The sequence below is a fragment of the Bacteroides sp. CAG:189 genome (assembly GCF_000432295.1).
GTDB classification, from domain to species: Bacteria; Bacteroidota; Bacteroidia; order Bacteroidales; family Bacteroidaceae; genus Bacteroides; species Bacteroides salyersiae.
This window is the reverse complement of the sequence record NZ_HF991005.1, coordinates 1-12,487: the sequence shown is the minus strand read 5'-3', so window position 1 is coordinate 12,487 and position 12,487 is coordinate 1. Positions and strand designations below refer to the sequence as shown.

The following is a 12,487-nucleotide window of genomic DNA, read 5'->3' as shown; positions in this document are numbered from 1 at the left end:
GGGAAAGTATTGTCTACGATCAGAGGTACACCGTGATTGTGAGCTATGCGGGCAAACTTTTCAATGTCGAGCACTTCAAGAGAGGGATTCGAGATGGTTTCGCCGAACAGGGCTTTCGTGTTCGGGCGGAAAGCAGCCGAAATCTCTTCTTCGCTGGCATCAGGACTGATAAAGGTAACATCGATACCGAGCTTTTTCAGCGTTACACCGAAGAGGTTGAATGTGCCGCCATAGATGGCTGAAGAACACACGAAGTGATCGCCTGCCTGACAGATATTGAATATGGCATAGAAATTGGCTGCCTGGCCACTGGATGTCAACATTGCTCCTACACCTCCTTCAAGAGCGGCTATCTTGGCAGCCACTGCATCGTTGGTGGGGTTTTGCAAACGGGTATAGAAATATCCACTGTCTTCAAGGTCGAAAAGACGGGCCATCTGCTCGCTGGTTTCATATTTGAAAGTAGTACTCTGATAAATGGGCAGCACACGGGGCTCACCCTTTTTAGGAGTCCATCCTGCTTGTACACACAGGGTTTCGGGCTTGAATTGTTTTGCCATAATTGTTATTGTAGTTACAGTTTTATTTCTTTAAAAAGTTATATCGATGCAAAAGTAGAGAAAATAATTGGTTTAAAACATTATCTTTGCGAGTGAAATATATAATAATGTACCAATGTGCTAATATGCCAATGTGCCAATTAAGAATGGGGACAATTGAATAATATAGCAATGAAACGGAATATATGGATCATTTGGCGCAGCTGATTGGTGCATTGGTATATTCTTTAATTTGTGCATTTGCCTATTAGTACATTGATTCATTGTCTATTATTTCATTCTTTCAATTGGTACATTAGCACATTGGCACATTATTTAATTGGCACATTGGCATATTAGCATATTGGCATATTAGCATATTGGCACATTATTTAATTGGCACATTATTTTATTATGAATAAATATTGTATTCTTCTGTTTTTCTGCTTTTTGTTTTCTGTATCTGCTTTGTGGGGGCAGCAGAAGGCGACTCCGAAACCCGGTGAAGGTATTTCTACTTTCCTGTTGCGGCACAATCGTGCACCGAAGAAGTATTATGACGATTTTATCAAATTGAATGAGGCTAAATTAGGAAAGGGGCAGACATTAAAGTTGGGAGTGACTTATTTGATTCCTCCTGTGAAAAAAAAGGTTCCGGCTTCTGTAACGACTGCCGGAAGCGCTGCCAAGAAAGAAAATACAGGAAAAAAACAACCGCCCCGGAAGACGGAAAGAAATGAGCCGCTTTTTGGAAAACTTCTGGCAAATGTGAAGGTGACTTCCAACCGGCTGGCAGGGGCGTGCTTTTATGTAGTCAGTGGGCATGGCGGCCCCGATCCTGGAGCTATCGGAAGAGTGGGAAAGCACGAACTGCATGAAGATGAATATGCCTATGATATTGCTTTGAGATTGGCACGTAACCTGATGCAGGAAGGGGCGGAAGTACATATCATCATTCAGGATGCAAAGGATGGTATTCGTGATGATGCCTATCTGTCGAACAGTAAGCGTGAAACCTGTATGGGTGCTCCCATTCCCTTGAATCAGGTACAGCGTCTTCAGCAACGTTGTGATAAGATCAATGCTCTGTATCGTAATGACCGGAAAAAGTATAAATATTGCCGTGCCATTTTTATCCATGTCGATAGTCGCAGCAAGGGCAAGCAGACCGATGTGTTTTTTTATCATTCCAACCGCAGGGCGGAAAGTAAGAAACTGGCAAACAGGATGAAAGACACTTTTGAGTCAAAGTATGGCAAGCACCAGCCCAATCGTGGTTTTACGGGTACGGTGAGCGGACGGAATCTGTATGTATTGACACGTGCTATCCCTGTATCTGTGTTTGTGGAACTGGGAAATATTCAAAATTCACTCGATCAAAAAAGACTGGTGATACCTTCTAACCGACAGGCACTTGCGAATTGGTTGATGGAGGGTTTTCTGAAAGATTATAAAGGGATGTGAATATAACAAGAACGGATAACCGTACTGTGAGAATAAGTTCTATATTTGTCCGGAAATGCAAAGTAAGAACCTAAAAACTCACCTTACATGAATCAACTCTCTTTTGTCGATGCGTATCGGACTTTCCCTTACATCCTTACCGAAGGAGCTATTGTAGAGCGTTTACGCCATGAATTTCATATCCCTTTGGACGAACATCTTGTTCATGCCGCTTTGATTTATGACGATGCTCATCGTGATACGCTGGCAGGTCTTTACAAGCAATACATCGATATTGCCGCCAGTCACGATTTGCCTCTGATGCTGATGACACCCACCCGCAGGGCAAATGTCGAAAATATTGCTGTTTCTGCTTATCGGAATCGGAGTGTCATTCCCGATAATGTCCGTTTTCTTTTGCAACTGCGCGCATCGGCCCTTTCACCTGTTTATATCGGTGGTCTGGCAGGTTGTCGCGGTGATGCTTATGATGGTCGCTATCATTTTTCCGTAGAAGAGGCGATGCAGTTTCATTATCCTACGGTTCGTGCAATGGCTGAAGCGGGAGTCGATTTTCTGTTTGCAGGTATTATGCCCCAGCTTACCGAAACGATCGGCATGGCCAATGCAATGGCGGCAACCGGTTTGCCTTATATTATCAGCTTTATGGTTCGGCGCGACGGACGGCTGATGGATGGCACTTTTATTCATGATGCCATCGATACCGTAGATAAAGAGACGACCACCCGTCCTTTGTGCTATATGGCAAACTGTGTACATCCCGATGTTTTGCATCAGGCATTATCACATCCGAGGAATGATACTTTTTTAGTTCGCGAACGCTTTCGGGGTATCCAGGCCAATGCTTCCGCGTTGAGTCCCGAAGAATTGAATGGCCGTACCGATTTACTTTCTTCTTCTCCCGATGAACTGTCTGACAGATTGATGACCCTGTTATGGGATTTCCCGTTGAAGATATGTGGCGGATGTTGTGGTACGAATGAGCAGCATCTTCGGAATTTTGCAGAGATGCTGACTTTGAATAGTGTGCCGATATGCTAATGAAAGAATGAAGAAATGAATAATTAAAGAATGAAAAATTAAAGAATAATCTGTCAATTGGTTGTGTAGAAAAGATATTGGATATATTTCCTACGTTTTACACATTAACAATTATAGCTTCGTTTTCATTCTTTAATTATTCATTCTTTCATTTTTTTATAATCAAAGCGGCATATTGCCGTGTTTTTTCGGCGGATTGGTCTGCATCTTGTTTTCTGTCATGTCTAATGCTTGGATCAAGCGCTTACGGGTCTGTTTCGGCAAGATGATTTCATCGATAAAACCAAGTTCGGCGGCTTGATACGGAGTGGCAAATTTCTCTTTGTATGCTTCCAGTTCTTTGGCTTTGGTTTCTGCATCTGCTTTGCGGAACAGGATGTTTACAGCACCTTCGGCTCCCATTACGGCAATTTCTGCATTGGGATAGGCAAAATTTACATCAGCTCCGGTCTGTTTGGAGTTCATTACGATATAAGCGCCGCCATAAGCTTTGCGGGTGATTACTGTGATTTTGGGCACAGTGGCTTCTGCAAATGCATATACGATTTTTGCTCCGTGACGGATAATGCCGTTGTTCTCTTGAGTATATCCCGGCAGGAAGCCCGGAACGTCTTCAAATGTTATCAACGGTATGTTGAAACAATCGCAGAAACGGATAAAACGGCTTGCCTTGTCGCTGGCATCGATATCGAGCACTCCCGCCAGATAAGCCGGCTGATTGGCAACAATGCCTACCGAACGTCCACCCAGACGGGCGAATCCGATAATGATATTTTTGGCAAAGTAGGGCATTACTTCAAAGAAATATCCATTGTCTACCACGCGTTCGATGATCTCTTTCATGTCATAGGGAACATTCGGATCTGTAGGGACGATGGTATTCAGAGACTCGTCTTCACGATTGATTTCATCTGTACAAGGTTGCTTGCGTGTCTCGTCCATATTGTTTTGTGGCAGGAAAGAGAGCAATTCGCGGATGGACATCAGCAGTTCTTCTTCGCTATTGGCCATGAAGTGGGTCACACCGCTTTTGCTGCTATGCGTCATGGCACCGCCCAATTCTTCCTTGCTTACTTCTTCATGGATAACGGTTTTCACTACATCCGGTCCGGTAACGAACATATGACTTTTCTCTTTTACCATAAAGATGAAGTCCGTCAGTGCCGGAGAGTAGCAGGCACCTCCTGCACAAGGGCCGAGAATGGCGGAGATTTGCGGAATTACTCCACTTGCGATCGTATTCTGGTAGAATATATCGGCATAGCCTGAAAGACTCTCGATGCCTTCCTGAATACGTGCGCCTCCCGAATCATTCAAGGCAATGATCGGTGCACCGTTCTTGAGAGCCAACTGTTGCACCTTTACGATTTTTTTTGCGTTGGATGCCGACAGAGAACCGCCGTATACGGTGAAATCGTATGCATATACGAATACCTGGCGTCCGTCTATCTTTCCGTAGCCCGAAACAACTCCGTCTCCCGGAATCTTATTCTTGTCCATGCCATAGTTGGTACAACGGTGCACCATCAGTTTGTCCAGTTCCACAAACGTGCCTTTGTCCAGCAGCATGTCGATCCGTTCACGGGCGGTCATTTTCCCGCTTTCATGCTGTTTCTCTATCTTGTCGATGCCTCCACCGAGGGAAGCCATACGGTCACGCTCTTCGAACGTGGCATATGCTTTATTCATTTCCTCCATTATTCTATTGTTTCAAGGGTTATCAATGTCTGGTCACCGGTGATGTTGTCACCTTCTTGTACCAGAATTTCTTTAATGCGGCAATCTGAAGTCACTTTGTAATTGCTCTGCATTTTCATGGCTTCGATGACGATGGCTGTTTCGCCGGCTTTCATTTTTTGTCCTGCAGTAACAGGGATTTTTACCACCTTTCCCGGCATTGGCGAGGTGATGCGGTCATTTTGTTCCTCTTCCCCTTTTTTACGCATGCGCAGGTATTTGGCCTGGCTGTCTACGATGTCGATGTTGAAGCTGCTGTAGTGTGTATTCACTTTGTAGCTTTTTCCGTTATCGCTGCGAATCAGTTGGGCATTGGCACTGTGGCCGTCCATAAGAATGTTGCAGGTTCCGTTTTCCGCCATGACGACATCGGCTTCAAACGTTTTTCCGTCAATGGTGAGTACCACCTTGTTATCTTGTTTGCTGACCAGTTCTATTTCGGCCACGCGGTTTCCTATATGAATTTCCATAATTGATGTTATTTATATTCTGAGCACCCCTTTATGCAATCCGAACTCTTTCCACTTGCTGATCGGACGGTTGTCGGCTGCCAGTCCACTGTTGTTCTCTTCAAGGTTCATCAGATAGTCCATGTATGCGGCAATCATGGCAATGTTTTCGGCGCGTTCGCTGGTGCGGGTGATGCTTTGTTGCAGCAATTCTCCGTTTTTTGCAATGAATCCCGTGTCGTAGTGTCCTTCTACAAAATCCGGGGTATCCATGATGGCACGCAGGTAGCTGATGTTGTTTTTTACGCCGGTCAGTTTATATTCGTGAAGCACACGGCGCATACGTTCGATGGCATATTCGCGTGTCGTAGCCCATACAATCAGTTTACCGATCATCGGGTCGTAATATATCGGAATCTCATAGCCTTCGTATACGTAACTGTCGATACGTACGCCGATGCCGTTCGGCTCGGTAATTTGCTTGATAACACCCGGACTGGGCATGAAATTCATTTCCGTGTCTTCTGCACAGATACGGCATTCGATGGCATGTCCACGCTGTCTGATATCCTCTTGTTTTAATTGCATCACCTGGCCGTCGGCCACTTTAATCTGCTCTTTTACGAGGTCCACACCGATTACTTCTTCGGTAATCGGGTGCTCCACCTGCAGGCGGGTATTCATTTCCAGGAAATAATAATTGCGATGTTTATCGACAAGGAATTCAATAGTGCCCGCACCGATGTAGTTTACGGCTTTGGCGGCAGCTACTGCTTTTTCACCCATATCCTTACGGAGCTCCGGAGTAATGAACACCGAAGGGCTCTCTTCTACTATTTTCTGATTGCGGCGCTGAACCGAACATTCGCGTTCGCAGAGGTGAATTACATTGCCATGTTTGTCGCCCAATATTTGGAACTCGATATGATGCGGTTCTTCTACGAATTTCTCCAGATATACCGTATCGTCTCCGAATGAAGAAAGCGATTCGCTCTTTGCCGTGGTATAAGCTTCTTCCACTTCGCCGGCATTATGAATGAGTCGCATGCCTTTGCCGCCGCCACCCATCGATGCTTTCAGCATGACCGGATAACCGATCTTGTTACACAATTCTACGGCTTCTTCCACGCTTTTCAAGTTCTCCTGTGTTCCCGGAACTACCGGTACACCCGCTTCTGTCATTTTGATACGGGCGGATATTTTGTCTCCCATTGCTTCCATGGTTTCCGGTTCCGGACCGATGAAAATAATGCCTTCTTCGCGGCAGCGACGGGCAAATGTTGCATTCTCGGACAGGAAACCGTATCCGGGATGGATCGCGTCTGCATGGCATGATTTGGCCACTTCGATGATTTTTTCTATATTCAGATAACTCTCTTTGGATGCGGCCGGGCCGATGCAGTAAGCTTCATCGGCATAGAGCACATGCTTTGCGGTGCGGTCTGCCTCTGAGAAAACAGCGATACTCGTTATTTCCATCTCCCGGCAGGAGCGCATTACCCTTACGGCAATTTCTCCGCGATTGGCAACTAAGATTCTTTTTATCATATTCATTTCTCAATTAAATGCATATATTAATGCTTTTCCACCCTGCGGATACACTCCACCCGATGAAACACAGTATTTTTACGATTTGGGGCTTAACAGCGATACTTTCCTTTCTAACCCACGAGACAGGAAAATATATATCCGAATGGCAGGTCTTCTGACTGACTCTCATCTTACAAGCCTTCCCGATGGATTTTTCACCTCCATCAGTGGCACGAATCCGGTTAATTTGTAAGATGTTTCACAGAGCTTCACAGCAGCGGGACTGTCCGGGAGTTACACCCGATTCCCTTTTAATCTTCCTCCGTTGACCACGGATTTCAAACCAATTCGGGCGCAAATATAGAAAATTATTGAATAAAGCGAATCTTTTTTGCACGAAAGTTTGCTTTTTGTGCAATCCGAACTGTGAAAGCATAAGGTCCGGACGTCTGAAATGCCATCTTTTCAATGGCAGGCTTCTATTGACTGATTATACCAGTCGTAAATCATATTTATGTTTAAAAACCTTACAATGCCGGTATTTGTTGGCTGAAGAAACTTTATAGAAAAAGGTTATTATTCTTAAAGTTGAGATTATACAGGTTCTGCTGTCGGATTGTGTATTGTCAATCCGCCGTCTGCTATAATTGTCTGGCCGGTGATGTAACGTGCATCATCTGAAGCAAGAAAGGCAATGGTTGCAGCGATGTCCTGCGGTTCTCCTAAATAGGGAGTTGCACATTGGCTGAGGAAAATGTTCCGTACATCTTCATTCAAATTGTTTAAAGCGGCAGGTGTGAGAACCAATCCCGGGGCTACAGCATTGCAACGGATATTTTTCTTGCCTGTCTGGGTTGCAATATATTTGGTAAGATTGATAACTCCTGCTTTGCTGGCACCGTAAAGCGTACCGTTTGAATCGGCTGTAATACCGCTGATGGAAGCCACATTGACAATGTTACCACCGCCATGTGTTTTCATTACGGGAATGACTAACTGTGAGAGATACATGGTACAGGAAAGGTTTAAATGAAAGGCTTCATCAAAATAGTCTATGTCCAGCTTTTCGATGCTTGTATCTCGTTTCGGGTCGGTTCCACCGACATTGTTTATCAGAATATCGATCTGCCCGTATTCTTTTATAGCAAAAGCAATCAGCTCTTTACAACTTTGTAATTCCGTGGCTGAGAAATAAACGGAACGTACATCTGCTCCTGAAAGAGTCAGTTCGGCAGCAAGTTTGTCTGCCCTTTCTTTTGAGTAATCTGCAATAACAACTTTACCGCCTTCGGAGACGATACGACGGGTGGTTGCTTCGCCTATACCACCGGCAGCACCGGTAATAACAGCTACTTTATTTTCAAATCTGTTCATATGGAATGTTTTTGGGTATTGTTACATTCAAAACAATATGGAAATGGAAAAGATTACTGCTTTAATTTCTCTTTAATATGATTTCCATTTTTTGTATTAAAATAAATATTTATATATTCGTACCATATACAACATCATAAAAGCAACACCGAAGATGAAACCTGCATACAAGAAACTTGAATTTGGAAGTTTTGCAGAAATAGAAGTCTATAAAGCATTTAGCAGTTTAATCGGTTCTGATGAAACGATAGAACGGGAGAAATTTATGTTTGCTGGGGGAACCAGAGGCTATTACGCTGACATTGTACTCCCTCATGGATGTAAAAGACTGAAAATGCCTCCAAAAACAATTGTGGAAATCAAAGGTACTTTACTGTTTGACACGATACATCGATATCTGGAAATGTATAAGACGAATAAAACGGATTGGGGTGTTTCTGCTTTTTGTATCGTTTATATCAATAGCCATGTTCCAGATGAATTTATTGCAAAATATGACAACAAAGATTTTAGAATTATATCTTTAAATGAGATACTTTGTTCATCTGATACCAACGCTGATACGGTTGAAGAGTTCCATGAAGAATGGGAAGATGAACGTGATAATCTGATAACAAAAGCTCGTGATAAGTTTTCCATTGGAAAGAATACATTGTTTCTTGGAGCGGGAGTCAGCATTGATGCCGGCCTTCCGACATGGGATGAATTGTTGAAAAAGATGTTGCATAAATACAAAAGGCGGAAACACAATATAGGCAGAGGTGATTATAAACGTGTCGAAAAAGTGTGTGCAGGTTCATCTATAATAACTGCACGGTATATCAGAACAGGGTTGGGAGTTTCCACATCTGATAAAGAGTTTGATAACATGATTCATTCTATTTTGTATAAGAAGGTCAATCAATCACAGTTGATTAATGAGATAACTAATATGGTGGTGAGTAACAAAGTAGAAAGTGTTGTAACTTATAATTATGATGACTTGATAGAAATAGAATTATCAAAAAAAGGTGTTCCTAATTTTTCTGTTTTTGGGGGTAATAGGGCTTTGTATGGAGAACTTCCTGTATATCATGTGCACGGTATAGTCACGATGGATGCAAAAAGCGGAATATATTCTACTCCTGTTTTGTCCGAAGAAGATTATCATAATATTTACAAAGAAGCATTTCATTGGTCGAATATTGAGCAGTTACATGCGTTGGACAGGACAACGTGCTTTTTTATAGGATTTTCCATGAGCGATCCGAACCTGCGAAGATTGTTGGAAATTTCGCAAAGTAAAGGAGACGGTGGAAAAAATCACTATGTTTTTCTTCGTAGAAGCAATTTTTCTAATGATAGTAATAGAGATATGGAAAATCTTACTATTCTAAAAAATATGATGAACGACTTAGGACTGAATGTAATTTGGTTTAAGGATTTTAATGAACTTCCTCAATTACTAAAAAGAATTTATTAATTCTGCCATTTGCTCGCTTTTCTGCAAAAAGTAGTACGGGGCGTTCACTGGGCTTTCAATATGAAATGTGAATGATTATGTTAAATGTTAACTTTTTGAATGCAAAATGTTAATAGAAAGGTTGCAGCATTAAACCATGTTATAATATAGCTTGTATGGGCTCTTAAATTTGCTAATGATGGAAAAGGCAGTATCTTTGTACTGTGTTTTTTTCATAAGTATTAGATTTAAGGTTAACAAGGATTGGTTGCGCGTGATGCGTAGCCATTTTTTGTTTATCAGAATCTATATCCCAGTCCGATTCTGAATGTCGGGTATATTCCCGAATACCCATTGGATGACCCGAAGTAGCCGACTCCTCCTGCCAGGTCGAATAGAAAATGTTTCCACACCCGGCGGAATCCCCAGTACGGAGTGACATTATATATATGTGCAGCTTCCCAGCCACTTGTGATTGCTATTGGAAAAGAATATCCCAAGTTTACGGATAGGTATCCTCCGGAGTTTCCAAAAGTACGTTTGTTTTTCCGGTGTCTTTTTTGCAGGTTATAATAGAAACGCGGTTCGACAGATATATTTCCGCTTATCAGATGGTAGTCTTTGGTTGTGATGTAGATTTCGTTGAGTGAGTTTACGTCCAGACCTAACATCCACCCGTAGGTATACGAACTTCCTGCACTGAAAAGTACTGTTCCGCGAGGAGAGAAAGCATATTCGTAGCTATATGCCAATCCAATGCCGTTTAGCTCAATACTATGACCGGATGTGGTTTGGTTTTGGATGGATTTATCATTGATCTTTCCGTCGGAAGATTCTGCATACGTGGGGCGGCCAGCCAGCGAGAAAAACAAGATAATGAAAGATACTTTGTAAAGCGCTTGGAGGCGATAGGGGAGAAACTTAATTTTTTTCATATATTTCTGTTTTCTGTTTATGAATTAAATGTTTTGTTTATAAAGACAGTTTTAAAGTGAGAAGTCCCTATGGCGGCTATTGATTATTTGTCGGAATATCATGATTATTTTCTGATTTATTAAAGAAATGGAAAGCAAAAAGCAATTTATATTGTTATTAGTGCGATGTCGGTCTGCTTTTGGCTGCCTATTTACAAATTTATTAAAAAAAGAATATGAGAAAGAATCTATTGTGTTTTGCAGCGCTGATAAGTGCTTTTTTGTTTGCTTCCTGTTCTGGAGGTAGTAAGAGTAAGTCTGTTTCTGCCACGACGGCAGATGTTGAAAATGCGGCTGAGGTAATTCAGTATTATAATACTTCGCTCAATGTTTTGAGCAATATGGTGAAAGAAAAAGATGTGAATGCAGTTTTGGGATATATGGAACAAAAGGGTAAGGTGCCCACAGTGCTCGCCATTGCTCCGCCTGCTGTTTCGGAAAAAGATACTCTCGCCTTGATGAATCCGGGCAGTTGCTTTAATGAGGCGACCCGGCAGAATTTGAAACAAAGTTATGTCGGGCTGTTCAATGCGCGGACGAAGTTTTATGCAAATTTTGACAGGTATCTGTCTTATCTGAAAGCAAAAGACTATTCTAAAGCCGATAAACTTTTGGATGTTAACTATCAGTTAAGTAAGGAGATGGCTGAATACAAACAGAATGTTTTTGATATTTTGAGCCCTTTCACCGAACAGGCAGAGCAGGTGGTTCTGGCAGATAATCCGTTGAAAGATCAGATAATGGCAGTTCGTAAAATGTCTTCTACAATGCAGAGTATAATCAATTTGTATGCTCGTAGGCCGGTTTTTGAAGGTGCTCGTATCGATTATAAATTAATTGAATTGAAAGATCAGTTAGAGGCTGCTAAGAAACTTCCGGCTATTACCGGAGATGAGAGTGCGATGAAATCTTATCAGGCTTTTCTGGATCAGGTTGAAATTTTTATCAGCAAAGTACAGAAAGTGAGCGAAAAAGCAGAGTATACCGATGCCGATTATGAGATGTTGACCAGTGCATACGAAACATCTGTCATCTAAATCCTGAAAAAAATGTATCTTTGTACCGGTTTTATACTTTTAATAGATTAAGATTATGAATAAAGTGATTATTAATTCGTATGCGGATTTTGAGAAACTGGTAGGTCAGCAGATTGGAGTTTCTGATTATTTGGAAGTCCCTCAGGACCGTATTAGTCTTTTTGCAGATGCAACGCTGGACCATCAATGGATTCATGTAGATACAGAACGTGCTAAGACGGACAGTCCTTATCACAGTACTATTGCGCATGGTTATCTTACCTTGTCTCTTCTCCCATATTTGTGGAGCCAGATTATCGAGGTGAATAATCTGAAAATGATGATTAATTATGGGATGGATAAGATGAAGTTTGGACAAGCGGTATTGGCTGGGCAGAGTGTTCGTTTGGTTGCAAGTCTTCATTCATTGACTAATCTCCGTGGTGTGGCTAAAGCCGAGATTAAATTTGCTATTGAAATTAAGGATCAACCCAAGAAAGCACTCGAGGGTATTGCCATATTTTTGTACTACTTCAATTAACGAAGTGTGGGTGAGTCTGTGAAGCAATATATCGAAACACCTTGTTTGCTTCTTCGTGATTGGAAAAAAGGGGTACTGTTCACTATTTGAAGTGTGCCCCAAAAGTTTTATGTCTAACTTTTGGGGTGCACTTCATTTTTTGCCTTGTCCACTCTTTTGTGTAAATATCAAACTTCAGTATTCAAGTTTTATACTTGATTCCTGTTTTTTTCCTCATTCCATTTTTTCTTTTTAATCTGTGTTTTTTTCTGTTCCCACAAAATAGTAGGCAGTAGCCACAAAATAGTGAGCATCCTCTTTTTAACATCGTTAATTTCTTTTTTTTATCCCCTCCTGTATCCGGCCTCCATTTCCCCTTCCTGTCAATATTTGTCACAAGGC

Annotated in this window: 12 protein-coding genes and 1 riboswitch; of the genes, 5 read left to right on the top strand and 7 right to left on the bottom strand. The window is 42.1% G+C overall.

Annotation, left to right across the window (positions count from 1 at the left end):
• Nucleotides 1-560: PLP-dependent transferase (locus QVP90_RS02995; RefSeq protein WP_288203865.1), on the bottom strand; the 560-nt coding region annotated here is incomplete at its 3' end.
• Between the two features lie 393 nt (nucleotides 561-953).
• Between QVP90_RS02995 and QVP90_RS02990 the strand changes: the two genes are divergently transcribed.
• Nucleotides 954-2,003, top strand: a complete 1,050-nt coding sequence (locus QVP90_RS02990; RefSeq protein WP_005933189.1) for an N-acetylmuramoyl-L-alanine amidase family protein — start codon at nucleotides 954-956, stop codon at nucleotides 2,001-2,003.
• 87 nt (nucleotides 2,004-2,090) lie between these two features.
• On the top strand, nucleotides 2,091-3,044 hold the full coding sequence (locus QVP90_RS02985; protein WP_005933188.1) for a homocysteine S-methyltransferase family protein: 954 nt from the start codon (nucleotides 2,091-2,093) through the stop codon (nucleotides 3,042-3,044).
• A gap of 162 nt (nucleotides 3,045-3,206) precedes the next feature.
• Here QVP90_RS02985 and QVP90_RS02980 read toward each other — a convergent pair whose 3' ends face one another.
• The 4 genes from QVP90_RS02980 to hdhA all read right to left on the bottom strand — a co-directional run bounded on the left by QVP90_RS02980 (nucleotide 3,207) and on the right by hdhA (nucleotide 8,134).
• Entirely contained in the window at nucleotides 3,207-4,742 is a 1,536-nt protein-coding gene (locus tag QVP90_RS02980; RefSeq protein ID WP_130059311.1) for an acyl-CoA carboxylase subunit beta, read from the bottom strand.
• Nucleotides 4,742-5,251, bottom strand: coding sequence for an acetyl-CoA carboxylase biotin carboxyl carrier protein subunit (locus QVP90_RS02975; RefSeq protein ID WP_021935605.1), 510 nt, complete (start codon nucleotides 5,249-5,251; stop codon nucleotides 4,742-4,744). The genes QVP90_RS02980 and QVP90_RS02975 overlap by 1 nt, the downstream gene beginning before the upstream one ends.
• A gap of 12 nt (nucleotides 5,252-5,263) precedes the next feature.
• Nucleotides 5,264-6,778, bottom strand: coding sequence for an acetyl-CoA carboxylase biotin carboxylase subunit (accC, locus tag QVP90_RS02970; protein ID WP_021935604.1), 1,515 nt, complete (start codon nucleotides 6,776-6,778; stop codon nucleotides 5,264-5,266).
• A gap of 130 nt (nucleotides 6,779-6,908) precedes the next feature.
• A riboswitch (cobalamin riboswitch) is annotated at nucleotides 6,909-7,124 on the bottom strand.
• 230 nt (nucleotides 7,125-7,354) lie between these two features.
• A complete protein-coding gene (hdhA, locus tag QVP90_RS02965) occupies nucleotides 7,355-8,134 on the bottom strand; it encodes a 7alpha-hydroxysteroid dehydrogenase (RefSeq protein WP_005933176.1) in 780 nt (259 codons plus the stop codon).
• Between the two features lie 154 nt (nucleotides 8,135-8,288).
• Between hdhA and QVP90_RS02960 the strand changes: the two genes are divergently transcribed.
• On the top strand, nucleotides 8,289-9,596 hold the full coding sequence (locus QVP90_RS02960) for an SIR2 family protein (protein WP_021935603.1): 1,308 nt from the start codon (nucleotides 8,289-8,291) through the stop codon (nucleotides 9,594-9,596).
• Between the two features lie 278 nt (nucleotides 9,597-9,874).
• Here the strand turns inward: QVP90_RS02960 and QVP90_RS02955 are convergent, their stop codons facing one another.
• A complete protein-coding gene (locus tag QVP90_RS02955) occupies nucleotides 9,875-10,510 on the bottom strand; it encodes a hypothetical protein (protein ID WP_021935602.1) in 636 nt (211 codons plus the stop codon).
• A gap of 215 nt (nucleotides 10,511-10,725) precedes the next feature.
• Between QVP90_RS02955 and QVP90_RS02950 the strand changes: the two genes are divergently transcribed.
• Nucleotides 10,726-11,586: a DUF6845 domain-containing protein gene (locus QVP90_RS02950; protein ID WP_007482450.1), complete on the top strand. Its 861-nt coding sequence runs from the start codon at nucleotides 10,726-10,728 to the stop codon at nucleotides 11,584-11,586.
• Between the two features lie 55 nt (nucleotides 11,587-11,641).
• Complete coding sequence (locus QVP90_RS02945) at nucleotides 11,642-12,106, top strand: MaoC family dehydratase (protein WP_005933164.1); 465 nt, start codon at nucleotides 11,642-11,644, stop codon at nucleotides 12,104-12,106.
• Nucleotides 12,107-12,287: 181 nt separating this feature from the next.
• Here the strand turns inward: QVP90_RS02945 and QVP90_RS02940 are convergent.
• Nucleotides 12,288-12,487, bottom strand: a 200-nt coding sequence (locus QVP90_RS02940) for a hypothetical protein (protein WP_288203858.1), incomplete at its 5' end; no start/stop codon positions are given.